24 protein-coding genes are annotated in these 24,731 nt (G+C 39.8%); 15 read left to right on the forward strand and 9 right to left on the reverse strand.

Features of this window, described 5'->3' with window-relative positions; all coding sequences use genetic code 11:
• Positions 1 to 10: 10 nt before the first annotated feature.
• From G5B43_RS00915 to G5B43_RS00935, 5 genes are read left to right on the forward strand one after another with little or no spacing between them, the layout of a single operon-like run.
• Positions 11 to 754, forward strand: a complete 744-nt coding sequence (locus G5B43_RS00915) for an RluA family pseudouridine synthase (protein ID WP_165292843.1) — start codon at positions 11 to 13, stop codon at positions 752 to 754.
• 2 nt (positions 755 to 756) lie between these two features.
• The gene (locus tag G5B43_RS00920; RefSeq protein WP_165292844.1) at positions 757 to 1,353 is read left to right on the forward strand and encodes a TlpA family protein disulfide reductase; all 597 of its coding nucleotides are present in this window, start codon (positions 757 to 759) and stop codon (positions 1,351 to 1,353) included.
• Positions 1,354 to 1,355: 2 nt separating this feature from the next.
• Positions 1,356 to 2,198 carry an orotidine-5'-phosphate decarboxylase gene (gene pyrF, locus G5B43_RS00925; RefSeq protein ID WP_165292845.1) on the forward strand — a complete coding sequence of 281 codons (843 nt, stop codon included), beginning with the start codon at positions 1,356 to 1,358 and terminating at the stop codon, positions 2,196 to 2,198.
• 32 nt (positions 2,199 to 2,230) lie between these two features.
• Positions 2,231 to 2,992: a hypothetical protein gene (locus G5B43_RS00930; protein ID WP_165292846.1), complete on the forward strand. Its 762-nt coding sequence runs from the start codon at positions 2,231 to 2,233 to the stop codon at positions 2,990 to 2,992.
• 10 nt (positions 2,993 to 3,002) lie between these two features.
• On the forward strand, positions 3,003 to 3,602 hold the full coding sequence (locus G5B43_RS00935; RefSeq protein WP_165292847.1) for a hypothetical protein: 600 nt from the start codon (positions 3,003 to 3,005) through the stop codon (positions 3,600 to 3,602).
• A 127-nt stretch (positions 3,603 to 3,729) separates the two neighbouring features.
• On the opposite strand, the gene G5B43_RS00940 is transcribed toward G5B43_RS00935, so the two are convergent.
• Positions 3,730 to 4,866: an acyloxyacyl hydrolase gene (locus G5B43_RS00940; RefSeq protein ID WP_206367188.1), complete on the reverse strand. Its 1,137-nt coding sequence runs from the start codon at positions 4,864 to 4,866 to the stop codon at positions 3,730 to 3,732.
• A 218-nt stretch (positions 4,867 to 5,084) separates the two neighbouring features.
• Between G5B43_RS00940 and G5B43_RS00945 the strand changes: the two genes are divergently transcribed.
• From G5B43_RS00945 to G5B43_RS00985, 9 genes are all read left to right on the forward strand, one after another.
• Complete coding sequence (locus tag G5B43_RS00945; RefSeq protein WP_240904684.1) at positions 5,085 to 6,068, forward strand: formylglycine-generating enzyme family protein; 984 nt, start codon at positions 5,085 to 5,087, stop codon at positions 6,066 to 6,068.
• A gap of 25 nt (positions 6,069 to 6,093) precedes the next feature.
• Positions 6,094 to 7,407: a Gfo/Idh/MocA family protein gene (locus G5B43_RS00950; protein ID WP_165292848.1), complete on the forward strand. Its 1,314-nt coding sequence runs from the start codon at positions 6,094 to 6,096 to the stop codon at positions 7,405 to 7,407.
• Positions 7,408 to 7,422: 15 nt separating this feature from the next.
• Positions 7,423 to 8,397: an FAD:protein FMN transferase gene (locus G5B43_RS00955; RefSeq protein WP_165292849.1), complete on the forward strand. Its 975-nt coding sequence runs from the start codon at positions 7,423 to 7,425 to the stop codon at positions 8,395 to 8,397.
• Positions 8,398 to 8,415: 18 nt separating this feature from the next.
• Positions 8,416 to 9,327, forward strand: coding sequence for a hydroxypyruvate isomerase family protein (locus G5B43_RS00960; RefSeq protein ID WP_165292850.1), 912 nt, complete (start codon positions 8,416 to 8,418; stop codon positions 9,325 to 9,327).
• Positions 9,328 to 9,385: 58 nt separating this feature from the next.
• Entirely contained in the window at positions 9,386 to 10,627 is a 1,242-nt protein-coding gene (locus G5B43_RS00965) for a nucleoside permease (RefSeq protein WP_165292851.1), read from the forward strand.
• Between the two features lie 61 nt (positions 10,628 to 10,688).
• The gene (locus G5B43_RS00970; RefSeq protein WP_165292852.1) at positions 10,689 to 12,371 is read left to right on the forward strand and encodes a GMC oxidoreductase; all 1,683 of its coding nucleotides are present in this window, start codon (positions 10,689 to 10,691) and stop codon (positions 12,369 to 12,371) included.
• Between the two features lie 20 nt (positions 12,372 to 12,391).
• Positions 12,392 to 13,819, forward strand: coding sequence for a Gfo/Idh/MocA family protein (locus G5B43_RS00975; protein WP_206367189.1), 1,428 nt, complete (start codon positions 12,392 to 12,394; stop codon positions 13,817 to 13,819).
• A 10-nt stretch (positions 13,820 to 13,829) separates the two neighbouring features.
• Positions 13,830 to 14,459 carry a gluconate 2-dehydrogenase subunit 3 family protein gene (locus tag G5B43_RS00980; RefSeq protein WP_165292853.1) on the forward strand — a complete coding sequence of 210 codons (630 nt, stop codon included), beginning with the start codon at positions 13,830 to 13,832 and terminating at the stop codon, positions 14,457 to 14,459.
• A 230-nt stretch (positions 14,460 to 14,689) separates the two neighbouring features.
• Complete coding sequence (locus G5B43_RS00985; protein ID WP_165292854.1) at positions 14,690 to 14,956, forward strand: hypothetical protein; 267 nt, start codon at positions 14,690 to 14,692, stop codon at positions 14,954 to 14,956.
• A 293-nt stretch (positions 14,957 to 15,249) separates the two neighbouring features.
• Here the strand turns inward: G5B43_RS00985 and G5B43_RS00990 are convergent, their stop codons facing one another.
• From G5B43_RS00990 to G5B43_RS01025, 8 genes are all read right to left on the reverse strand, one after another.
• Positions 15,250 to 15,441, reverse strand: coding sequence for a hypothetical protein (locus tag G5B43_RS00990; protein ID WP_410528471.1), 192 nt, complete (start codon positions 15,439 to 15,441; stop codon positions 15,250 to 15,252).
• A gap of 129 nt (positions 15,442 to 15,570) precedes the next feature.
• Positions 15,571 to 16,905: an NADP-specific glutamate dehydrogenase gene (gdhA, locus tag G5B43_RS00995; protein WP_165292856.1), complete on the reverse strand. Its 1,335-nt coding sequence runs from the start codon at positions 16,903 to 16,905 to the stop codon at positions 15,571 to 15,573.
• 305 nt (positions 16,906 to 17,210) lie between these two features.
• Positions 17,211 to 18,455: a sulfate adenylyltransferase subunit 1 gene (locus tag G5B43_RS01000; protein ID WP_165292857.1), complete on the reverse strand. Its 1,245-nt coding sequence runs from the start codon at positions 18,453 to 18,455 to the stop codon at positions 17,211 to 17,213.
• Between the two features lie 35 nt (positions 18,456 to 18,490).
• Positions 18,491 to 19,381: a sulfate adenylyltransferase subunit CysD gene (cysD, locus tag G5B43_RS01005; RefSeq protein ID WP_240904728.1), complete on the reverse strand. Its 891-nt coding sequence runs from the start codon at positions 19,379 to 19,381 to the stop codon at positions 18,491 to 18,493.
• A gap of 28 nt (positions 19,382 to 19,409) precedes the next feature.
• Positions 19,410 to 20,105 carry a phosphoadenylyl-sulfate reductase gene (locus G5B43_RS01010; RefSeq protein ID WP_165292859.1) on the reverse strand — a complete coding sequence of 232 codons (696 nt, stop codon included), beginning with the start codon at positions 20,103 to 20,105 and terminating at the stop codon, positions 19,410 to 19,412.
• On the reverse strand, positions 20,089 to 20,682 hold the full coding sequence (locus G5B43_RS01015) for a bifunctional precorrin-2 dehydrogenase/sirohydrochlorin ferrochelatase (RefSeq protein WP_165292860.1): 594 nt from the start codon (positions 20,680 to 20,682) through the stop codon (positions 20,089 to 20,091). The genes G5B43_RS01010 and G5B43_RS01015 overlap by 17 nt, the downstream gene beginning before the upstream one ends.
• Before the next feature lies 1 nt (position 20,683).
• The gene (cobA, locus tag G5B43_RS01020; protein ID WP_165292861.1) at positions 20,684 to 21,448 is read right to left on the reverse strand and encodes a uroporphyrinogen-III C-methyltransferase; all 765 of its coding nucleotides are present in this window, start codon (positions 21,446 to 21,448) and stop codon (positions 20,684 to 20,686) included.
• Between the two features lie 26 nt (positions 21,449 to 21,474).
• On the reverse strand, positions 21,475 to 23,586 hold the full coding sequence (locus G5B43_RS01025; protein ID WP_165292862.1) for a HEPN domain-containing protein: 2,112 nt from the start codon (positions 23,584 to 23,586) through the stop codon (positions 21,475 to 21,477).
• 172 nt (positions 23,587 to 23,758) lie between these two features.
• Here G5B43_RS01025 and G5B43_RS01030 point away from each other — a divergent pair, with 172 nt between their 5' ends.
• Positions 23,759 to 24,730: a PstS family phosphate ABC transporter substrate-binding protein gene (locus tag G5B43_RS01030; protein WP_165292863.1), complete on the forward strand. Its 972-nt coding sequence runs from the start codon at positions 23,759 to 23,761 to the stop codon at positions 24,728 to 24,730.
• The last annotated feature ends 1 nt before the right edge of the window (position 24,731 follow it).

Raw genomic sequence — 24,731 nt, forward strand, 5'->3', positions numbered from 1 at the left:
TTTTGCGTTTATGCAAAAAAGCGACAATCGTTTATTTAAATTTCCGAAATTTCAAGATCTGATCATTTTTGAAGATGATGACCTTATCGTCATTAATAAGCCGCCGTTTGTAGCGTCGTTAGACAATAGGAGCGGAGATGAGGTCAATATCTTACGTCTGGCCAAAAAATATCACCCAGATGCTCAGGTGTGTCACCGCTTGGACAAAGATACCTCTGGTCTACTTTTGTTAGCGAAAAATCCAGAGACATATCGTTTAGTTTCTATGGAATTCGAACGTAGACGCGTAGATAAAATATATCACGCGATTATCAGCGGTACGCATACATTTACAAATCTATTGGTGAATTTGCCTATTTTGAATCAGGGAAATAAAAATGTTTCCATCGATCGTGCCAATGGAAAACCCGCCGAAACTGTTTTTAATTCCATACAGTACTTTAGACATTTTACACTTGTTGAATGTAAACCAATTACTGGACGTATGCACCAGATCCGTATCCATTTGGCTACTCAGCGGGCGGCTATTGTGGGCGATGAGATGTATCGTGGTAAACCTGTTTATTTGTCTCAGATTAAAAAAAGAGGTTTTACGATGGCCAAGGGAGAAGAGGAGCAACCGATTATGAAACGATTTGCTTTGCATGCGCATCAAATCCGCTTTTCCATTGAGGGAAAGGAATACAATTTTGAAGCGCCATATCCGAAAGATTTTGCTACCTTGTTAAAATTACTGGAGAAGTTTGATTCATAATAATGGATAAAAAGAAAATTTGGAAAATAGTTAGCAACGTCATATTCGCGGGATTGATCGTTTTATTGATCCTGCCAAGTGGTCGTGCCTGGGTACAACAGGGATTGATGAAGATCGGCTTATTTAAGCCTAAATTGGAGGTGCCACCTACGCAGACTTCGGAAGTTGAGGTGGCGCCGAGCAGCAACTACGCGGGGATTGCCTTTTCAGATGATAAGGGAGAGGTCGTGAACATACCGGATTTAAAGGGAAAGGTTGTCTTCTTGAATTTTTGGGCGACTTGGTGTCCTCCTTGTAAAGCGGAAATGCCCTCTATTCAAGTATTGAAAGATAAATTTAAAGGCAATGATCAAGTGGCTTTCCTCATCGTTGAAATTGAAGGTGAAAAGGAGAAGGCACGTGATTTTATGCGGCAGGGCGATATGGACTTACCTGTTTATTATCCGGAGAGTCAGATTCCGAGCGAATGGTTGGGAGGAGCTATTCCAACGACAGTCATTTTAGATAAAACAGGAAAAATTGCTGCACAACATGAAGGTATGGCGGATTATTCTCGCGCAGAGGTATCCGACTTTATTACAGAATTAATCCATCAATAAACATGACCAGAGCAGCGTTAGTTAACCAAATTAAAACAAAAAAAAGCTTTTTGTGCGTAGGATTGGATACAGATTTAGCGAAGATACCTACGCATCTGCTAGACGATGAAGATCCTATATTTTCTTTTAATAAAGCGATTATTGAAGCGACGGAGGATCTGTGTGTAGCCTATAAGCCTAATATCGCCTTTTACGAATGCTACGGTGAAAAGGGATGGCGATCGTTACAAAAAACATGGGAAACCTTGCCCAAAAACTGTCTGAGTATTGCAGATGCTAAGCGAGGTGATATTGGCAATACTTCTACTAGATATGCCAAGGCGTTCTTTGATCAAGAAGTATCGGGTTTAGGATTTGACGCGATTACGATAGCACCGTATATGGGACATGATTCTGTGATTCCGTTTTTAGATATTCCCGATAAATGGTCTATTGTTTTAGCACTGACATCGAATCCGGGGAGCAAGGATTTTCAGAACTTTACCAACCCATCGGGCACAGAACTGTTTGAATACGTATTAAAAAAGGTAAAAGTATGGGGCACACCGGAAAATACGATGTTTGTGGTGGGAGCGACCCGTGGAGAAGGATTCTTGAAGGTCCGGCAACACGTTCCGGATCATTTTCTTCTGGTACCCGGTGTGGGCGCGCAGGGCGGTTCTCTGCAGGAAGTTTGTCAATACGGTATGAATAAAGAATGTGGTTTGTTGGTAAATAGCACCCGCGGTATTATATATGCATCTGATGGAAAGGACTTTGCGGAACGTGCACGAGAGGAAGCTTCAAAACTACAAAAGGAGATGCAAACGGAATTAGAAAAGGCTGAAATAATTTTGGCACAATAATTACTTATTGCTAGAACGTAAGAACAACACTTATGTACATTAGATTTGTATACATCATTATCTTGCCTCTAGCATTATTTTTCGCTTCGTGTAGCTCAATGTATATGCCCAATGTGCCTGCAACACCAATGTTTCAAGGGAAAGGAGAGGTGCATGCGGCTGCCCATGCTAATATTAAAGGGAACTTAAGTGGAAATGTAGGTGTCGCTGTAGGTAACCATATAGCCATTATAGCAAATGGATCCTACGTTGATCAAGGTGGTAACAACAATAAAAATGAGTTATTTAAGCAACATCTGATAGAGGGTGGTCTTGGTTATTTTACCCGAATCGGTAAGCAAAAAAGACAGGTACTCGAAATATATGCGGGTTACGGTATCGGGTCTTCAACAGAAGTTGACCGTCGGGCTTCTACAACAGGCATGATGCCCGTAGAAACAAGAGTGATGGATTTTGATAAAATTTTTGTTCAAGTAAATTACTCCTCCACACGGAGACAGAAACTAAATCTATTTGGCAAACCACGCGAGTTAAATTATGGCACGGCTATCCGCGCCAGTAGGGTGGCTATGCAAGATTTTACAATTAACGGTTTAGCCAGTCCAACAGAAGAAGCATTATTTATCGAACCTCTTTTTTATACACGCATGGAGTTGAATAGAGGTTTTCAGATACAGTATACAAATGGCTTTAACTTTAATGTGGTGGACAACACTTATTTAAAAGCGGGAAATGCTGTATTTACTTTAGGATTGACATATAATTTTGGTGGAAAAAGGAATAAGGGAAAATAATAAATTAGATATGAAAAGAAGAAATATCAATATCCTATGCGTGATGTTCATAGGATTATTATTGAGTGGTTGTGCTATTAATAAACAACAGATAGATGCACTTGCCAAATTCAATTACACAGTGGAATCGATGCAAGATATTCGTTTAGCAGGCAGAGACATGGATAGCTATACAGGGAAGGACGGAGTGAATTTAGGCTCCCTGCCGGTGATAGCCATGGCTATGTTACGTCAAGATTTGCCTCTAGAAGCGCAAATAAATATGAAAGTTAGTAATCCCACGACAACGACAACAAAAATCAATTCCTTTAAATATTTAATTGAAATTCAAGGGAAACCGCTTTTTGAAGGGACAGTGAACGAAAATCTTAATTTGGCAACCGGCGAGAGCACAGTCGTTCCTTTAACCTTTAAAGCGAACATCTTTGGTACCGCAAAAGAAAAAGGAGTGGAAAATGTGTTAAATGAGCTTTTCACGAGGAAAGGAGAAGGTTTTCTCGTCCTAAAAATAAAACCTTCTATTAAAATCGGTAACAGTAATATTTACTATCCCGGATATATTACGGTAGACAGAAATCTGGCGAAAAGTATCGGAAAATTAGTTATGTAAATTGTTTTTCTGTTCTTTTTTTTAAATAAAACGAACCAAAAAGCTGGTCGCTTCGAATATTTGAAACAATGGTCCGTGCAAGGGAGGATTTCTACAAACTTCAAATATTCGGATGCGACATTAAAAGTTAATCCCTATTAAACGTATACCCAACTGTCCACTCGATAAAATCAGCCTTTCCTTTATGGGCTTTGATAGAAATGCCAGCGTTAAAATCTTTATAAACGTAATATCGCGCGCCTGCTCTTAAGAAAATCCGATTTATTTCTCCGTTGAAATATCGTTTGTGGATATAATATCCGACGTTGCCATTCAATACAAGGTTGCGATTTAATACATGTACTAAATAAAAAGATGGGCCACCTGATAATTTAGCGCTTAATTTGCCGCTATCTTCGCCTGCAATTTCATCATAGTTGCCTGAAGCAGAATAGAATAAATCGAGACCGCCGCCCATCCGCCATTTATACGAAACGTGTTTACTAGCATAGAGGCTTAATGTGGTCTTTAGAAAACGCTCATCTTTGTCTTTGTCTAATTGTTTCCAGCCAGCGCCGTAGTTAATATGGTATAATATTTTGTCGCTATAAGGTGCTATGTCACTTTTGTCGGGAAGGACAGAATGACCATTTGGTTGATATGTAATGGATGCTGTCAGTGGAACCAAATTGACGCCTTTGTTTGGCAACCGAAGAGCACCGTTCGAAAAATGGTGATAGGCCAAGCCTAGTCCAATACGCCAATTTGGATTAATTTTATATTGACTTCGTATACCGAGATCGATAAATACATTATTCTTTGCGCCAATGACGACATTCAGCGGATTATTTTCTGGATCATAAGGGGTAAAATTACCGGAAATACCAAGTCCTATGCGGTAATCGAACCCCCAGCGCCTGTTCGTTAAATTTCCAAAAGGAGATTGTACAAATCCGTAGATGGCGTAAGGACTTCCTATAATATCAGTGTTAAATGTACTACTGTAAAACCCTACTCCGTATGTGGGATTGTTATATAATGTAAAATATTGATCGTCTGATTTTTGTATTTTCCAACCGATTTTTAAATTAATTCCGTTATAATAAGCACTTTCAAAAGTGGTTCGTCGTATATCCTTTGCTGCCAATATCCCTCCATTTTCGATCTCCAACTCGATAATGAGCGGATTCTTTATAGATTGTTCAAATGAGGAGATAGAATCCTTTTGGGCGCAAAGATGTAAAGTAGCTATCGTTAAAACTGAGGTAAAAAATACTTTATCCAATACTGTTTTTTAAAAACTAATAAAATTTGCTGCCAAAGATATTATTTTTTTTGGTGTTAAGAGGCATGCGTTATTACTGAAATAGAGATATTTTAGGCCTGTTAGGAGAACCTGCACAAGCCATATTTTTTTGTAACTTGATTGTTGGAAAAAGGACTTAGTGTATTTTTTACAATATTATTCCTATATTTAATTCCGATTTATAAAAATCTAGATTAATGACAATGCAAATTGTAAAGAACGGTGTGTTTATTTTTACGTTCATGGTGGCTAACCTCCTTTCAAAAGCACAGGAAAAGCACGAACGTTACATACAGAAAATAGAGGGAACAAACTTGGAGTTTTCCATGGAGGCAATTCCTGGTGGAACTTTTCTTATGGGGAGTGATAAATCTGATAAAGAGGATGAAAAGCCTGTCCATCAAGTGGAACTTGATCCGTTTTGGATGGGAACTTATGAAGTCACTTGGGATTTATATGAGCCTTTTGTATACAAGGATTTAGAGCAAACTATTACGATAGACGGTAAAGTTTCATCTGAAGTAGATGCCGTTACGCGGCCCACAAAACCTTATTTGGATATGACTTTCGGTATGGGTAAAGAAGGTCATCCTGCGCTAGCCATGACGCACTATAATGCTATTCAGTTTTGTAAATGGCTTTATACGCGCACGGGCATGTTTTACCGCTTACCGACAGAAGCGGAATGGGAGTATGCATGTCGTGCGGGATCTACAAGTGAGTATTTCTTTGGTGACGATTCTGTTCAATTAGATGAATATGCTTGGTATGCAGCAAATAGTGGCGAAAAAACTGCTTCAGTAGGGACGAAGAAACCGAACGCTTGGGGTCTATACGATATGGCCGGAAACGTAGCTGAATGGACTTTTGACCAATATATACCTGATTATTACAAACGGTTTGAGAATAAAACTGCTAAAAATCCAGTTGCCGTACCCACGGAGCTTTATCCGCACAGCGTAAGAGGAGGATCTTTCGATAGCGGCGCTGGTCAGCTTAGGTCGGCTGCTCGTATGGCGTCGGATCCTATATGGAAGCAGTTGGATCCACAAATACCAAAATCTAATTGGTGGTTTCCCGAAGCGCCATTTGTTGGGCTACGTCTTGTTCGTCCAGTAAATCAACCGTCCCCAGAGGAAATTACAGCCTATTACAATCAGGAGCCTATAAAAGACTTTTAATAAATAAATTATAATACCTAAACTAATGCAACATTTTAAAAGGAGAGATTTTATTAAGACAGGTTCAGTTCTATCAGGTGCGGCGATGTTATCCTCTATGCCAGTGTCCAATGTGTTTGCTGCGGGAAGCGATGTTATCAAGATTGCGTTGATTGGATGTGGGGGACGTGGTACCGGCGCTACTTTTGACGCTTTTGCCTCAGGGCAAAATATTAAATTGGTCGCGATGGCAGATGCCTTTCAAGATAATTTGGAAAAGACCTACCAAACTATAAAAGAAAAGTTTGGCGATAAAGTGGACGTGCCGGACAGTCGTAAATATGTTGGGTTTGACGCTTATAAATCAGCCATTAAGGACGCCGATGTGGTATTGCTGACCACACCTCCGGGATTTCGACCCATACACTTTGAAGAAGCAGTAAAGGCAGGTAAGCATGTCTTTATGGAGAAGCCCGTAGCAGTGGATATCCCGGGTATAAGAAAGGTGCTTGCGGCAGCCGAAGAAGCCAAAAGGAAGAAATTAAATGTAGTCGTCGGTTTACAACGGCGCTATCAGACAAATTATCGAGAAGCTATCAAACGTATACAGGATGGCGCGATCGGTGATGTTGTATCTGGACAGGTTTACTGGAATAGTGGAGGAGTATGGGTTCGCCCACGCAAACCGGAGCAAACCGAAATGGAGTACCAAATGCGAAATTGGTTTTATTTTAATTGGCTTTGTGGCGACCATATTGTCGAACAACATGTACATAACATTGATATCGCCAATTGGGTAAAAGGAAAGTATCCTGTTTCTATTCAAGGTACAGGAAGTAGGGCTCATCGTACAGGCAAAGATTATGGCGAAATTTATGACAACTTTGCCATTGAGCTCACATATGATGATGGTTCGGTGGTATATAGTCAGTGTAGACATTTTGAAGGTGTATCCAATCGCGTGGACGAAACTTTTCAGGCGACAAACGGTCGTGCTTACCTTTCGGCGGGTAACCAAGCGGTATTATGGGATGCAAAGGGGAACGAAATATACCGTCATGATCCTAAAGGGAATCCAAATGCTTACCGACAGGAACATAAAGAGCTTTTTGCGGCGATAGCAAAAAACGAATACGCTTTTGACGATACGCAGCACGGGGCTTATAGCACACTCACAGGTATCATTGGTCGTATAGCTTGTTACACAGGCAAGGTAATCAAATGGGATGAAGCTATAACTTCAACGGTCGATTTATCCCCTAACGTTTACGCCTGGGATGCATTGCCTAATATCATTCCGAATGAAAATGGAGAATACCCTTATGCTATTCCGGGAAAAAACACGGAACTTTATATTTAAAACGTGTTAAGGAATGTGTTCATATTATCTTTAATAACCTTAGGTTGTTTTGCTTATGGCCAACAACCTAAATTTATTATTAATGGACAGGCGCAGGGTACGTCTTACAGGATTCAATACTATGCACCAAATTCTATCGTTTCTAAAATAGAGATAGATAGTGTGCTGAACGTTATTGACCGGTCAATGTCGCTGTATGACAAACAATCTCTCATATCGGCTTTTAATGGGGGGGATAAAAGTATAGTGTTGGATGACCACATGACGAATGTGGTCAAACGTTCGTTTGATTTGAATCGTATCTCAAATGGGTTTTTTGACATCACCGTAATGCCTCTTGTAAGCTTGTGGGGATTTGGTCCGGATCGTATCAATACCTTTCCTCAACCGCAGACAATCGATAGCATATTGCAGTTTGTAGGGATGGATAAACTTGTCTTAGATGGCAATATACTAATTAAGAAAGATAAAAGAGTGCAAGTAGATTTAAATGGGATAGCACAGGGGTATTCTGTGGATGTTATTTCTCAGTTCATGGATAGTAGAGGTATTGGAAGCTATTTAGTTGAGTTAGGTGGAGAAATAAAAGTAAAAGGATATAAGGATGTTAACATTCCTTTTGAAATTGCCATCGAAAGTCCGCGGAATGGAAAGTATTCGAATGTTATCCTGCAGTTGACGGATAAGGGGGTAACTACATCCGGGAATTATAGACGAGCATTTGACTTGGAAGGACGTCGTATCCATCATCATATCAATCCACATGACGGTTATCCAGTACAGAATAATGTCGCCAGTGTAACGGTTATAGCACCCACAGCGATGGATGCTGATGGTTATGACAATGTATTTATGGCGATGACGCCAGAAGAAGGTGTAAATTTAGCAAATAGACTAAACGATATCGAAGTCTATATTATTTATAAGGATAACGACCGGTTTAAAGAAGCTTTTTCGACAGGTTTTTACCGGTATGTAAAGAATAATTAACCGATTAAATTTAATGTAATGAAACGAGCAGATTTTATAAAAAGTGGTGCAGCGTTTATTGGAAGTACAGCTATTTTAGGTGATGAAATTATGGCAGCAACAAAACAAAATAAAGAAGGGGCAACCTTCCAATTAGATTATGCCCCGCATCAAGGTATGTTTTCAGCAACGGCAGGTAAAAACTTTGTGGACGAAATCAAATACATGCACGAATTGGGTTTTCGTAGTATCGAAGACAATGGTTTGCCAACCCGACCGGTCGAAGAGCAAGTGAAAGTGGGAGAGACCTTGGCAAAATTAGGTATGCGCATGGGCGTGTTTGTTGTACCAAAAGGTGGAAACGGAGCCAACACCCTGGCCGCGGGCAAACAGGAACATATTGATGTTTTCTTAAACGGATGTAAGCAATCTGTGGAAGTCGCAAAACGTGTCAATGCCAAATGGGTGACCGTTGTTCCGGGAAATTATCAACGTAATCTACCTATAGGTGTGCAAACGGCTAACGTGATTGAAGGGTTAAAACGTGGTGCCGAAATTTTTGAACCACATGGTATCACGATGGTATTGGAACCATTGAGCGATACGCCGGACTTATTTCTTCGTTACACGGATCAAACATACGAGATCTGTAAGGCGGTAGGAAGTCCATCTTGTAAAATCTTATATGATGCATATCACCAACAAAAAAATGAAGGTAATCTCATCAACCTTATGAATATGTGTTGGAGTGAAATTGCTTATATCCAAGTAGGAGATAACCCTGGAAGAAAAGAACCCACGACGGGAGAGATAAACTATAAAAATGTATTTAAGTGGCTGAAAGAAAAGGGATATACAGGTGTTGTGGGGATGGAGCATGGCATGTCAAAATCGGGAGTAGAAGGCGAAAAGGCATTAGTAAACGCCTATCGAGAAGTCGACAATTTTTAAGCGTATTATATAATATAAAGGAGAAGTAATATATTTACATAAATAAACCTATTATCAGATGTCAACATCCATAAGATTTAAACTATCATTTATGATGTTCCTTGAATTCTTTATTTGGGGAGCGTGGTTCGTAACGTTAGGGAATTTTCTTCCTAATAATTTATCTGCAAATGAGAATGAAATCTCAAATGTTTTCTCTACCCAATCGTTGGGTGCAATCATTGCGCCATTCATTATAGGGATGATTGCGGACAAATACTTCAATGCAGAGCGGATATTGGGAATATTGCATCTAATCGGTGCGGTTTTGATGTTCCAGATGTATAATGCTACGGATATTGCCGTTTTTTATCCATATGTTTTGGTATATATGATCCTATATATGCCTACTTTGGCCCTGGTCAATTCGGTCTCTTTTCGTCAAATGTCAAACCCGGAGAAACAGTTTTCCAGTATTAGAGTTTGGGGAACGATAGGATGGATATTAGCAGGTTTTGCGATTAGCTTCTTGGCTTGGGACTCCAAAGAGGGCATTGCCGAAGGACTGTTAAAAAATACATTTCTAATGGCTTCTATCGGTTCCCTAATTTTAGGATTATTCAGCTTTATTTTGCCTAAAACACCTCCTGTACAAAAAGATGGCGAGAAGAAGGGCAATGTTTCTGAAATATTAGGATTAGACGCAATAAAGTTGCTCGGCAATAAGAACTTTTTAGTATTTTTCATCTCCTCTATCTTAATCTGTATCCCTTTAGGGTTTTACTATCAATTGACAAATCGTTTTCTATCAGAAATAGGGATGGAGAATGTAACTGGAAAGATGGCAATCGGACAGGTTTCCGAAGCATTTTTCTTGCTATTACTTCCAGTCTTTTTTGTGCGTTTCGGATTTAAGAAAACCATTTTATTTGGGATGTTGGCTTGGGTCGTTCGCTATCTATTGTTTGCATATGGAGACGCCGGATCGGGCACATGGATGTTATTGGTAGGAATTGCATTGCATGGTATCTGCTATGATTTCTTTTTCGTATCCGGACAGATTTATACCGATAGTAAGGCTGGGGCAAAATATAAAAGTTCTGCTCAAGGATTGATTACATTAGCAACTTACGGTGTCGGGCAGCTGATTGGCTTTCAGGTCGCTGGGATTGTCGCCAACTACTATTCAGATGCGAATTCGGGAAACGTTGAACAGTTTTGGCAACAGGTCTGGCTAGTTCCTGCGGGAATCGCTTTACTAGTGATGATTTTGTTCATGTTGTTCTTTAAGAATGAAAAAATAGAAAATACAACTGCATAGGAAAACAAGAAAGATAGAGAGTAAAACAATATAAAAAACAAACAAAAAAAATAGAAAAGGTATGGCAGATAATGTTTATGATGCAATTGTCATCGGATCAGGCATCAGTGGTGGTTGGGCTGCAAAAGAACTTACGGAGAAGGGGCTGAAAACCATCATGCTGGAACGCGGAAGAAACGTTGAGCATATAAAAGACTACCACGCGAATAAAAATACTTGGGAATATCCACATAGAGGAGGGCGTACCAAGCAAATGGAAGAAGATTATCCCGTATTGAAACGAGATTATCCATTGAATGAAAAAAATCTTGACTTTTGGGTAAACGAAAAAGAGAGTCCCTATACGGAAGTTAAGCGGTTTGACTGGTATCGTGGTTATCATGTAGGAGGACGTTCTCTTATGTGGGGACGTCAAAGCTATCGTTTTTCTGATCTAGATTTTGAGGCAAATGTAAAAGACGGGCATGGTACAGATTGGCCTATTCGGTATGCTGATATCGCGCCATGGTATAGCTATGCGGAGAAATGGGCAGGTATTTCCGGTAACCGCGACGGTTTAGATGTATTGCCAGATGGTGATTTCCTGCCTCCCATGGATTTTAATGTTGTTGAGAAAGACCTAGCTGCTCGTTTACAAAAGGAATATGGTGGTAAACGCCATTTTATTATGGGACGTACGGCTAATATCACCAAACCTCATACCGGTCGTGTTAATTGCCAATATCAAAATCAGTGTTGGTTAGGATGTAATTTCGGCGCTTATTTCAGTACACAATCTTCTACATTGCCACCGGCTATGGCAACGGGTAACTTAACACTTCGTCCGTTCTCTATCGTAACACGTATTCTATATGATAAGGATACTCAAAAGGCGACGGGAGTAGAGATTGTTGATGCCGAGACTAATAAAACGTATGAATTCCATGCAAAAGTGATCTTCGTATGTGCTTCGGCATTTAATTCAACGTGGGTATTGATGAATTCAGCTACCGACGTTTGGGAAGGCGGTTTAGGCAGTAGCTCAGGCGAACTTGGCCACAACGCAATGGATCACCATTTCCGCTGTGGAGCTAGCGGAACTGTGGAAGGCTATGAGGACAAATATATTTTTGGACGACGTCCGACGGGATTATACGTACCTCGTTTTGTGAATGTACCTGGTGATGATAAAAAACGGGATTATGTTCGTGGATTCGGTTATCAAGGAGCTGCTAGCCGAGGAAGATGGTCCGGTGAGATTGCCGAAATGAGTGTTGGTGGCGATTGGAAAGATGCGATGCTGGAACCAGGTAACTGGAGTATTGGCTTCGGTGCGTTTGGAGAGATATTGCCGTATCACGAGAATAGAATCTTCCTGGATAAGGATAAGAAAGATAAGTGGGGATTACCGGTATTGGCAATGGATATGGAAATCAAGGAAAACGAGTTAAAAATGCGTCCGGATATGATGGAGGAGATGAAAGAGATGCTGGAGAAAGTCGGTGTTAAAAATGTTAGGACTTATGATAACACCTATGGCTTTGGTCAAGGAATTCACGAAATGGGAACGGCCCGTATGGGAACAGACCCTAAAAATTCTGTGTTAAACAAGCATAATCAGGTTTGGGATGCGAAGAATGTATTCGTAACGGACGGTGCGGCAATGACATCAGGTGCTTGTGTGAACCCATCATTGACTTATATGGCTTTAACGGCGCGTGCTGTGGATTTTGCCGTTAACGAGCTTAAAAAAGGAAATCTATAACAGGCTTAATGTAATAAATTATGATAGCAACAAATAGTTCAAGGAGGAATTTTATAAAGAACGCTGCCTTAGCTGCAGCGGGCTTTATGATCGTTCCCCGTCATGTACTCGGCGGAAAAGGATTTGTAGCCCCAAGCGATAAATTATCTATCGCTGGAATAGGTGTCGGAGGCAAAGGTTACGGTGACATTATGTCTTTTCACAAAAGTGGGAAAGCAGAGATCGCTTTTTTATGTGATGTAGACGACCGTCGTGCGGCCGGAGCGGTGAAAAACTTCCCGAAAGCGAAATATTATAGAGATTATCGGGAGATGTTGGACAACGAACACAAACATATAGATGCTGTTTCTATTTCTTCTCCAGACCATAATCATGCTATACAGACTTTAGCTGCAATGCAATTGGGGAAGCATGTATATGTACAAAAGCCCTTGACACATGATGTTTGGGAAGCGCGTGTGTTAACAGATGCTGCAAAGAAATATAAGGTCGTGACACAAATGGGAAACCAAGGAGCTTCCAACGATGGCCCTCGGGAAATCAGGGAATGGTATGAGGCAGGTCTGATAGGCGATGTGCATACCATTTACTGTTGGACCGACAGACCGGTATGGCCTTCAGGGATTCCATGGCCAACCCAAACTGCACCTGTGCCAAACGAGCTGGATTGGGATCTTTGGTTAGGAACGGCTCCGTATAAAGATTATATCGAAAAACTGGTGCCATTCAATTGGCGTGGTTGGTGGGATTACGGAACGGGCGCATTAGGCGATATGGGATGCCATCTTTTGGAAGTACCTTTTAGTACGTTAAATCTTCAATACGTACAGGATGTACAGGCTACCGTAGGTACAATTTATGTGGACGAATTTAAACGGGGTTATTTCCCTGAAAGCTGCCCGCCGTCGAGCCACGTTACGATGACTTTCCCCAAAACCGAAAAAACAAGTGGACCAGTTACCTTGCATTGGATGGATGGCGGTATACAACCCGCTCGTCCAGACGAATTGGAACCTAATGAAGTTTTCGGTGATGGCGGTAATGGTATTTTATTTGTCGGCACAAAAGGAAAATTATTGGCTGATACCTATGGCGATAACGCTCGATTGCTTCCTACTACCCGTAAAGAAAGTGTAGAACAGAAATACGCACGTGTTCCGGGTAAAGCAAGTGGTCACTATGCACAGTGGGTAGAAGCTTGTATCGCCGGATATGGAAATATGGAAGTCAGCGCACCGTTTGAGATTTCAGGTCCGCTTACCGAGGCTATTCTCATGGCGAATTTAGCAATCCGTGGTGCGGATCTCCAGGTAGATAATAAGTTCCCGGGCAGGAACCTCAAGTTATTATGGGACAAGGACGAAATGAAGGTAACCAACTTTGACATCGTAAATCAGTTTGTGAAACGGGAATATCGTCAAGGATGGGATATAAATTATAGTATTTAATCTTAAGAAAATGAATAGAAGAGAAGCGATTCAACGTGTAGCGATGCTTATCGGTGGCTCTGTTATAGGAGCTAACTTATTCTTAGAAGGATGTACAAGACCCGCCTCTAAGGATGTCGCGGTATTGTTCGAAAAAGATAAGATGAATTTTTTAGGTGATCTTGCTGAAGCAATTTTACCTAAAACGTCAACACCCGGTGCCAAGGAAGCTGGTGTGGGCGAATTTATTCCAGTAATGATCCGTGACTGTTACGATCCACAAGATCAGAAAGCGTTCCTAGAAGGTTTAGATGGTGTAGACGATAGAGCGAAAAAGGAATTTGGTAAAAAATTCCAAGAGCTATCAAAAGAGGAACAATTGCAGTATGTCAATATGTTTGATAAAGAAGCCAAAGAATTTCAAAAAGAAAGAGGCGATAAGCAAAAGAAATTGAACGAAGACGCTGAAAAAAGTGGAAAGAATGCAAACGAAGTTGAACAGCTTCCAAACCATTTCTTTCACATGTTAAAACAATTAACATTGACGGGATTCTTTACTTCAGAAGTCGGCATGACGAAGGCACTACGTTACGTTAAAATTCCAGGAAAATACGATGGCAACTTTCCTTACAAAAAAGGGGACAGAGCATTTGCGTCATAACAAAGTGTATTATCTATACAACTGTGGATTTACAAAGTATCCAAACAGGGTTAAACCTTGTTTGGATGTTTTTTTATAAATAGATGACTGTTGTTACAAATAAATGTTAAAATCAAGCAATAATGTAAAGAATTTGTTGTTATGTATAAAACGTCAAAGTCAATATTTATATTTAATAATACGTTAAAAGTTTATTTGACTGGATTATACAAAACAAAAATTATTGATATATGAGTGTAGAAATTATAGAAAAAGAGCGTATTGGTGAATATAAGATTGTTCCAGCTGAGGTCGATAATACGGCTGTATTGTATGACAAGTTACGCTCGGCACAGCGTTTGGGAAATGAATTTAAGTCTAAAACAACCATTGTATTTCAAACAGAGGATGGTTCAAAGCGTGTCGAGACGACAGTTTGGTCATTGACCGAACGATATATCCAAATAAAAAATGGGATCCTTATCCCTTTAAAATCAATTATCAAGGTCGACTTTTAGAAAAAATAAACGATCGGCAGAAACCTACGATCTGCCGATCGATATTTTTATTTTAACCTCGTTTTCTTTCTAATACAATATTTTGCCCTACTTTTTCGCCAAATATTATTTCGTAAAATGATTAATTCGTTTGTAGTCAATATATTGTGTATTTTATATGAACCTAATGTTTAGGAAATGATGAAGGGATATTGAAAAGGAAACCCTCTAATGCCAAATTTTATTTTGTTTTTAATCTATAAATAATATATGATCTTGTTTATCAATATTGTACATATGTTTATAGAAATAAATCATTCATATCTTTCATAGGCACCGACAAAGGCTTTACGCATCTGTTTAAATTGTGTAATTACTTGATTGATAAATTCCTCGTCTAAAAGTTCAAATACGCCATTGACACCGCCGATAACATCCGTTTCCGCTAATTTATAAGATTGCTCAAGAACACCCTGTTCGAACTTGATAATGAACTTCTGGTTCATTGAAAAAATCGTTATTTTGCAATCAGGATGGGGGAGTTCTGCAACTGTTCTCATATAATAAAAAATTAGATAAAAATAAAGCTCCACAATCTATATTGTGGAGCTTTCGAATTTACGCGAAATTGAGGACTAAACCAACCCCTGCGCTTTCATGGCGACGCCTACTTTAATAAAGCCGCCGATATTCGCACCTTTTAAGTAGTTGATATATCCATCTTCTTCTTTTCCATATTTTAGACAAGTCTTATGGATATTATTCATAATGCCCTTCAATCGAGTATCTACTTTTTCAGCGTTCCACTGTTGCCCGATCCAATTCTGCGACATTTCGAGGCCAGAAACCGCTACGCCACCCGCATTCGCGGCTTTACCAGGAGCAAAATGGATTTTCGCTTTATGGAATATCTTAATTGCTTCTGCAGTAGAAGGCATATTAGCGCCCTCTGCGACACATACACAACCGTGTTTAACAAGCATCTTGGCGTCTTCATTATCCAGCTCATTTTGCGTGGCACATGGAAGGGCAATATCGCATTTAAGATGCCAAGGCTTTTTATTTGCATGAAAAATTGCAGCTTTAAATTTTTGCGGGTATTTTGACAATTCACGCCCTAATGTACCTACGTAAGATAACTTCTCAAGAGTTAATCCCTCGGGATCATGCAGTGTTCCGGTGCTATTCGACAAAGAAATCACTTTTGCGCCTAGATGTATCGCTTTTTCAGCCGCATAATATGCAACATTTCCTGCCCCAGAGATTGCGATAGTCTTTCCTGCAATCTCTTCATCAATATTTTCAAAGATACATTCTACAAAATAGAGCAGGCCATATCCTGTTGCTTCCGGACGGATATAAGAACCGCCCCAATGCTTTCCTTTTCCGGTTAATACACCGGTAAAATCATTTTGAATGCGCTTATATTGACCAAACATGTAACCTACCTCACGTTCTCCCACACCAATATCACCGGCCGGAACGTCTGTTTCAGCTCCAATATGGCGATATAGCTCCGTCATGAAGCTTTGGCAAAATCGCATAATTTCCATATTTGACTTGCCTTTTGGATCAAAGTCTGAACCACCTTTTCCACCGCCAAGAGGTATTCCTGTTAAGCTATTTTTGAACACTTGTTCAAAAGCCAGGAATTTAAGAATACTTAAGTTTACAGTGGGAGAGAAGCGGAGTCCTCCTTTATATGGCCCAATAGCACTGTTCATCTGTACGCGATAACCGCGGTTCACCTGAACTTCATTTTTATCATTTAACCATGTTACTCGAAAAGAAATAACGCGCTCTGGTTCGACGATACGTTCTAATATTTTTAAATCGACCCAAGTTGGATGCCGTTCATTGATGTACGGTATTAAATCTTCAGTAACTTCCGCAACAGCTTGTAAAAATTCTGGTTCGTTTGGATTTCTATCCTCAACGTATTTGATAAACTTTTTAAAGTTAAGTGACATTTGTTAGCAATTATATTTTTTATATTCCCTCAGGTTGCTAAATTATTAAAATAATTGACAAATAGCGAATATTCTTTTAAAAAAACTGGCCATAATCACATGTATATCACAAAGTTTTCATTTTTTAGATCTTTGCGCGATTGCATAGTCAAAACAGGTCTTATTTTTCCCCCAATACCATGAGAATTATAATTAATATTATGTTAAATAGAAAATTATGAGTTCCTCTCCTCATTGTACACTATAAGTAAAAACGGCTTTTGAGACAATCAAAAGCCGTTTTTACTTATAATATTTATTTTAAATTATGCCACATTTTCAATCATAACAGCACCTACTGTCAAATTCGTTCTAGGATCAATTAATATGGCTTGCGAATTTTCGGGGAAATCCTGATGGAGATCAAATACAACTTCGTCAGCGGCTTTGATTCCAATTTTACCAATATCATTTAACCGAATATCTTCATCATATTGTTTTTCCTGCGTATTGACATCATATTTATACAAAATCTCCGTCACCTTAACTTTGGTAAGTGTACTATGATTTTGTAGTAAATACACCTGATTCGTATCCAATGATTTATTATCGAACCAACAAATATTAGCCTCAAAATTTCTTTCTGCTAATGCTGGATGGCTAGCTGACACCAGAATATCGCCTCGTGAAATATCGATATCATCTGTTAGATGAACAATAACGGATTGTCCGTTTGGTGCATGATCTAACTGTTGTTCGGCCAGTTCAATACTTTCTACCGCACTTCTTACACCACTTGGCAATACAATAACCTCCTCTCCCTTCTGTAAGCCATCACCTAAGACACGTCCAGCATACCCTCTATAGTCGTGCAAATCCTCTGTCTGTGGACGTACCACCCACTGTACTGAAAGACGCCACGGCTGTAGCTTTTTATCCTCTATGTTGACTGTTTCCAGATAATCTAATAATGAAGATCCAGTATACCAAGGTGTTCTTTCTGAGCGATGTACTATATTATCCCCCTTTAAAGCAGAAACAGGAATAAAGTCAATATTTTCAAGTCCCAATCGTTCTGCCAAAGCCAAATAATCAGCTTTGATCTTTTCATAAACAAATGGATCAAATCCAACCATGTCCATTTTATTGACACAAACAAGCACTTTCTTCAATGACAATAATTTTGCTAAAAATGAGTGACGTTTAGTTTGCTCAATAACCCCTTTGCGTGCATCAATTAAAATGATAATCAATTCCGAATTTGACGCGCCAGTCACCATATTACGTGTATACTGGATGTGTCCGGGGGCATCTGCGATAATGAATTTCCTCTTTTCTGTTTGAAAGTATTTATATGCTACATCAATGGTAATACCTTGTTCCCGCTCGGCTTTTAGACCATCGGTCAATATAGCTAGGTCAACGGTTCCATCGTTGTTTTTACGATTAGCCTTTGTTATCGCTTCTAATTGATCGTCTAAAATTGAGTTTGTATCATATAGTAAGCGTCCGATTAGGGTGCTTTTACCGTCATCTACAGAGCCTGCTGTTATAAATTTCAGTATGTTCATTTTTCAATATTCTTTATTCCTTATTCCCTTATCGGTTAAAAATATCCTTGTTTTTTACGCTCTTCCATCGCGGCTTCAGAAACTTTGTCGTCCATCCGCGCTCCTCTTTCGCTGACGGTCGAAGCTTTAATTTCTGCGATGATGTCGTCAAGTTCAATCGCAACCGAATCTACTGCTGCTGTACAGGTCATGTCGCCTACGGTTCTGAAACGCACCGATTTATGCTCAACGATATCTTCTCCGTCGATATGTAAAAATGGTGCTGCCGCCATCCATTGTCCGTTTCGTAACACCACATCACGTTCATGGCTGAAGTATATCGAAGGCAACGCTATATTCTCCCGTTTGATATAGTTCCAAACATCCAGTTCTGTCCAATTCGAGATAGGAAATACCCTTACATTTTCACCCTTATGGATTTTTCCATTTAAGATGTTCCAAAGTTCCGGACGTTGGCGTTTTGGATCCCATTGACCAAACTCATCACGTACGGAAAAAATACGTTCTTTTGCCCTAGCTTTTTCCTCGTCTCTCCGAGCCCCTCCTATACAGGCGTCAAAGCCGTACTTTTCGATGGTATCCAAAAGTGTCACAGTTTGCAATGCATTACGGCTGGCATTTTTTCCTTTTTGTTCGACTGCTTTTCCTTGATCGATGCTTTCCTGTACTAATCCAACAATGAGTTTCTCTCCTAGCTGCTCGACCAACCAATCTCTAAATTCAATCGTCTCTGGAAAATTGTGTCCAGTGTCGATATGCACCAATGGAAAAGGAAATTTGCCCGGGCGAAATGCTTTCTTCGCTAAATGCACCAACGTTATCGAATCTTTGCCTCCTGAAAACAAAAGCGCAGGATTCTCGAATTGGCCCGCTACCTCACGCAGGATATATATCGCCTCCGCTTCTAAATGATCTAAATAATCCATCTTCTGTTTATAATCTATTGTCTCTTCTTTATTGTGTAACATGTAGACCACATTCTTTTTTACTTTTATCTTCCCACCACCATCTGCCGGCGCGGAAGTCCTCTCCTTCGCGTATCGCCCGCGTACAAGGTTGGCAGCCTATACTCGGAAAACCTTTGTCATGTAATGGATTATAAGGTATCCCATTTTTTTTCAAAAAAAGCTCTACTTCTTCTAATGTCCAGTGAAACAAAGGGTGTATTTTAATAATATTGTTTGCGGCATCCAACTCTATATTTTCCATATCTTCTCGATTAGCCGACTGTTCGGCTCGGATGCCTGTAATCCAAATCTGAAATCCTTGTATCGCACGGCGTAAAGGCTCTATTTTACGGATATAGCAACATTCCTTCCTATTTTCCACCGATTCGTAGAAGCTTGATGGTCCTTTTTTTGTAACCATTTGCTCCAGTGCTTCCGTATTCGGGTAGTAGGCTTTGATAGGAAGTTTATATTTTTCTAGGGTCCTGTTCCATACATAGTATGTTTCTGGGAAAAGGCGTCCTGTTTCCAACGTGAAAAGAGAAATTTCTTTTCCGGATTGCGCAATCAAATGGGTTATAACTTGATCTTCTATACCAAATGAAGTCGAAAAAACAGTTTTAGGACCATATTTTCGCTGCACATATTCAATAATTTCTGCAGCATTCAAGCCTTGTATTTCTTGCTTAATTTGTGCTATCATACGATTTCTTAACTAAAACATCTTTTGTATGTGCATTTAAAGCACGTATCTTTTCTTGAAAATCACCTTTTAAATTATCCCTTAACTGACCCATTAATTCGAGTGTCTCGTCGATTTCTTCAGGAAGCAATTCGTTGAGAAACTCCTTAATCCGTTTTGCTATAGTAGGCGATTTCCCGTTAGTTGATATTCCGATTTTAAGATTACCCTTACAAACGACCGAACCCAAGTAAAAGTCGCAAAGAGAGGGTTTATCTGCCACATTCAATAAAATGTGGTGCTTGCTGGCCAGCTGACGAATATTAGCGTTTAATACTGTATTGTTCGTTGCAAGGATAATTAAATCCACATTTTCAATATCACTTTCGTCAAATTCCCGTGCTGAAACTTCTATATTTCCCTTCCCTTGGATCAATTCGTGAACCTCGGTACTAACTTCTGCCGCGACGACATGTACTTTTGCTTGTGGCGAATTGGTTAAAATTGCCTGCAATTTTTCCAACCCTACATTGCCAGCTCCTACCAGTAAGGTCTGAATTTGGTGAAGTTTCACATATATAGGAAACAGTTCGTTCATTTTACACCGTAATTGATTGAAGCTCTTTCTTTATATTTTCAAACGCCTGATGTTTGGCAACGACTTCGCCCAAAACGATAATAGCAGGAACACCCACAAGGTTTCGCTCAGCTTCCGCTAAGATATTATCTATCCGCCCTAGCGCAACACGTTCGTTGGGCAATGAGCCATTTTGAATAAGTGCTATAGGCAACTGGCCCTTGCCATGCTGTTGGTAAAAATCTACGATTTGGGCCAATTTAGCATATCCCATAAGTACAATAACCGTAGCACTCGTATACACTGCCGATTTTAAATCATCCGAAAGTCGACCATCAGATGTGGAGCCAGTAATAACCCAAAAACTCTCACTTATTCCACGATATGTTAATGGAATCTGTTGCAAACCTGTTAAACCAACGGATGAAGATATCCCAGGTATAACAGCGGTTGGGATATCGAACTGTCTAGCGTAATCTATCTCTTCTCCTCCTCGTCCAAATACAAATGGATCTCCTCCTTTTAAACGTACGACATGACCGTGGGTCAATGCGTAATCAACGAGAAGTTTATTGATATAATCTTGTGAAGTCGATATGCGTTCCGCCCGTTTACCTACATAAATCAATGTGCAAGATGGCTTGGCATAAGACAATAGTTCTTCATTCACCAAAGCATCATAGAGAATAACATCCGCGTCACGAATAGCTTTTATACCTTTTAGCGTAATCAGATCGGGATCCCCCGGTCCAGCTCCTACCAAAGTAATAAATGGTTTAATCTGCATTCCTTATTTCCCTCCTATTATATAAACTAAACAGTTGTTGTCGCCGCCCGTAACTCCTCTCTCCTAGCTGCAGCATCGACATAAAATGCCGTAGACTGTGTTAAATATGTTTCTGCAAATTCTTGAGAAGGCTCGTATTTATTAATTTGTAATACGCGTTCTTTAAACGAAGTCGGGAAAGTGAATATTTCCGTTTGTACATATTGTACATCAAATTCGTCAATAACGGCCACTTGTGTGCTGGCATTTATTCCTTTGTCCAAAAGCAACGCTTTGGCTGTCCACACAAAGGCACTATATGCATGATATATACTATCTGCATATTGTCCCTTTTCTAACATTTTTTTTGCTAGATCTAGTTTTTCTTCTGCTTCGAACAATAGTGTAGCCACTAAATCAATGACTACCCCTGCACATTCTCCCACGCCGATAGCTGTATTGTATACATCGTCACGCCCCCAATCTACGAATTCATCATCTATTAGATTGGTTAAATCCGCAAGAGGCTTCAGCAGACGGTAGAAATAATCTTTTGTTTGCCTGTCGTAGTAATCATGGAAATTCTCGTTTTCCAACTTATTTAATTTATAGTCATTTAATACGACGTCTACAACTTGTGTAACCCGTTTGGTCGGTACTTTGGTGATTCTATCGGATACACGACCAATACCGTCACCAACAGTTCCACCGCCCATCATGATTTGTGCTGCAGGCAATACTTTGCCGTTAGCTTTGAGCGACGCACCATGAAATCCTATATGTGCTAGACCATGCTGACCGCAAGAGTTCATACAACCGGAAATTTTGATTTTCAGATTTGTTTCATAGACGAAATCTGTATGAAATTCTTCTATATATTGCTCCAACACACGTGCCATTTCTGTTGAATTGGAAATCCCTAAATTACAGGTGTCTGTTCCAGGACAGGTTGTTACATCCAATGTACTGTTAAATCCGAATCTTGCGTAACCTAATTGGTGCAATACATTATATATATGCGGAAGCGACTCTTTCCGAACATATTTTAACAATAAATTTTGATCTTGGGTGATCCGCATGTCATCAGCGACATGGTCACGGATTCCAGCTATCAACAACCGAGCGTTTGCGGTCGAAATATCTCCGGTGGGTACTTTAACATATACGCCGTAGAATCCATTTTGCTTCTGTTCAAAAACGTTCGTTTTCGACCACATGGCATAAGCGTTTGCATCGAGTGGTTCCACTATACCCGAAAATACTGGCGGAGGTTCGGGTTGTGTGATTTTATCTTTTTTGAACACAAACTGTTTACTTTTATTCGCTTTGCGCTCAATCTCAACGAGCCTTAATACTTCCTCTAACCCTAACTTTTGTACCACATATTTAAAGCGTGCCTTGTTTCTATTGTTTCGTTCACCATGCCGATCGAACACACGTATAGTCGCCTCCATCAATGGAATAATTTCATTTTCAGGCAAGAAATCATGTATTTTATGTGCTAAAATCGGTTGTGCGCCCAGGCCGCCTCCGAACATCACAGTGAAACCACGGACTTCCTGACCATCTACGGTTTTCACTTTAGGGATAAAGCCAAAATCGTGTATATAGGAAAAAGCCGTATCTTTTATACTCGATGAAAATGCAATCTTAAACTTTCGTCCCATTTCAGCACAAATGGGGTTCCTAACGAAATATTCGAATGTTGTTTGCGCATAAGGAGAAACGTCAAAAGGTTCGTCCGGATCTACTCCGGCTGTTGGAGAAGCAGTTACATTCCGGACCGTATTACCACAGGCCTCACGAAGAGTCATGTCGTCCGCCGCTAATTTTGCCCATAGCTCGGGGGTACGGTCCAGACTAACAAAATGTATTTGTATATCCTGTCTTGTCGTAAAATGGATATTACTGCTCGCATATTCATCTGAGATATCTGCAATCTTTAATAACTGTTTAAAAGTTATCTTACCAAATGGTAATTTGATACGTATCATCTGGACTCCTGGTTGACGTTGTCCATAAATACCACGAGCTAAGCGTAAGGATTTAAATCTGTCCTCTACGATATTTCCCTCGCGATAAGCTCTTATCTTTTTCTCTAATTCAATTATCTCCTGCTCTACTATTGGATTCTCTAATTCTGTGCGAAAGCTTTGCATGATCTCTTCTCTCTATTTTTTAATTTGCTAATTATCCCTGCCATCCGATGGCTTCTTTTCAACAACTTGAAGACAAAGTTATAAAATTTTTATATACTAAACACATAAAATCTACCAATTTAGTATATATTTGTAAAATAATTTTTCGAAGCAATTCAAATAACAAAATTAGGTGAAAGAACATAATTATTTAATATATAGCTTTTTACTCTTATTTTTAGTAACTTCTTGCGCCCCGAAAGTTAAAGAGGGATATGATGAAAAAAACGGTTACACCGGAAATATCTCCATTTCTGGTGCGTTTGCTTTATATCCTATTGTTGTATTATGGAGTGAAGATTTTAAAAAGGAACATCCACATGTTCGATTTAACATTTCAGCTGGGGGTGCGGGAAAGGGTATTGCCGACGTCCTATCCAACATGGTGGATATCGGCTTAGTATCCCGTGACCTCCATAAACAAGAGATCACTAAGGGCGCTTATCCCGTACATGTCGCAAAAGATGCAGTGGTTGGGTCTTTTAATCGCCATCATCCCAATTATACACTGATAAAAGAACGCGGTCTTACACAAGAAGAATTAGAAGGTATTTTTGTACATCAGAAATATAAACTATGGAGCGACATTGATTCGCGCTTTGTAAATAAGCCGATCGAGGTATATGTACGTTCAGACGCTGCAGGCGCAGCTGAAACGTGGGCGAAGTTTTTAGGCGTACACCAAGAAGGATTAAAAGGCGTGGGTATATTCGGAGATCCTGGTCTGGTACAGGCTATCAAAGACAAGCCACTTTCTATTGGTTTCAGCAATATTAATTTTGTTTATAATCTGAAAACGAAACAGACAGTAGAAAATATCGGTATCCTTCCGTTGGATCTTAATAACAATGGCCATATCGATGAAGAAGAAAATTTCTATAGCCATATTGATTCTTTAACAAATGCTGTTGCCACCAATCGCTACCCCTCTCCTCCCTCCCGTGACCTGACATTTGTCATTCGCTCCGACAAAAAAACAAAATTACTGACAGCGTTTATACAATTTGTTCTGGAAAAGGAGCAGCAAGGTTATCTGCTTGAAAATGGATACGTTCCTTTGAACGATGCGATAAAAACCATTGAACTTAATAAATTATCATTATAAA

The organism is Sphingobacterium sp. SGR-19, from assembly GCF_011043555.1.
In the GTDB taxonomy this organism is placed as follows: domain Bacteria; phylum Bacteroidota; class Bacteroidia; order Sphingobacteriales; family Sphingobacteriaceae; genus Sphingobacterium.

What these genes read in the sequence shown, in the direction of transcription:
- G5B43_RS00915 (WP_165292843.1), top strand. Translation starts at nt 11, where the DNA reads ATGCAAAAAAGCGACAATCGTTTATTTAAATTTCCGAAATTTCAAGAT.
- G5B43_RS00920 (WP_165292844.1), top strand. Translation starts at nt 757, where the DNA reads ATGGATAAAAAGAAAATTTGGAAAATAGTTAGCAACGTCATATTCGCG.
- pyrF (WP_165292845.1), top strand. Translation starts at nt 1,356, where the DNA reads ATGACCAGAGCAGCGTTAGTTAACCAAATTAAAACAAAAAAAAGCTTT.
- G5B43_RS00930 (WP_165292846.1), top strand. Translation starts at nt 2,231, where the DNA reads ATGTACATTAGATTTGTATACATCATTATCTTGCCTCTAGCATTATTT.
- G5B43_RS00935 (WP_165292847.1), top strand. Translation starts at nt 3,003, where the DNA reads ATGAAAAGAAGAAATATCAATATCCTATGCGTGATGTTCATAGGATTA.
- G5B43_RS00945 (WP_240904684.1), top strand. Translation starts at nt 5,085, where the DNA reads ATGACAATGCAAATTGTAAAGAACGGTGTGTTTATTTTTACGTTCATG.
- G5B43_RS00950 (WP_165292848.1), top strand. Translation starts at nt 6,094, where the DNA reads ATGCAACATTTTAAAAGGAGAGATTTTATTAAGACAGGTTCAGTTCTA.
- G5B43_RS00960 (WP_165292850.1), top strand. Translation starts at nt 8,416, where the DNA reads ATGAAACGAGCAGATTTTATAAAAAGTGGTGCAGCGTTTATTGGAAGT.
- G5B43_RS00965 (WP_165292851.1), top strand. Translation starts at nt 9,386, where the DNA reads ATGTCAACATCCATAAGATTTAAACTATCATTTATGATGTTCCTTGAA.
- G5B43_RS00970 (WP_165292852.1), top strand. Translation starts at nt 10,689, where the DNA reads ATGGCAGATAATGTTTATGATGCAATTGTCATCGGATCAGGCATCAGT.
- G5B43_RS00975 (WP_206367189.1), top strand. Translation starts at nt 12,392, where the DNA reads ATGATAGCAACAAATAGTTCAAGGAGGAATTTTATAAAGAACGCTGCC.
- G5B43_RS00980 (WP_165292853.1), top strand. Translation starts at nt 13,830, where the DNA reads ATGAATAGAAGAGAAGCGATTCAACGTGTAGCGATGCTTATCGGTGGC.
- G5B43_RS00985 (WP_165292854.1), top strand. Translation starts at nt 14,690, where the DNA reads ATGAGTGTAGAAATTATAGAAAAAGAGCGTATTGGTGAATATAAGATT.
- G5B43_RS00990 (WP_410528471.1), bottom strand. Translation starts at nt 15,441, where the DNA reads ATGAACCAGAAGTTCATTATCAAGTTCGAACAGGGTGTTCTTGAGCAA.
- gdhA (WP_165292856.1), bottom strand. Translation starts at nt 16,905, where the DNA reads ATGTCACTTAACTTTAAAAAGTTTATCAAATACGTTGAGGATAGAAAT.
- G5B43_RS01000 (WP_165292857.1), bottom strand. Translation starts at nt 18,455, where the DNA reads ATGAACATACTGAAATTTATAACAGCAGGCTCTGTAGATGACGGTAAA.
- cysD (WP_240904728.1), bottom strand. Translation starts at nt 19,381, where the DNA reads ATGGATTATTTAGATCATTTAGAAGCGGAGGCGATATATATCCTGCGT.
- G5B43_RS01010 (WP_165292859.1), bottom strand. Translation starts at nt 20,105, where the DNA reads ATGATAGCACAAATTAAGCAAGAAATACAAGGCTTGAATGCTGCAGAA.
- G5B43_RS01015 (WP_165292860.1), bottom strand. Translation starts at nt 20,682, where the DNA reads ATGAACGAACTGTTTCCTATATATGTGAAACTTCACCAAATTCAGACC.
- cobA (WP_165292861.1), bottom strand. Translation starts at nt 21,448, where the DNA reads ATGCAGATTAAACCATTTATTACTTTGGTAGGAGCTGGACCGGGGGAT.
- G5B43_RS01025 (WP_165292862.1), bottom strand. Translation starts at nt 23,586, where the DNA reads ATGCAAAGCTTTCGCACAGAATTAGAGAATCCAATAGTAGAGCAGGAG.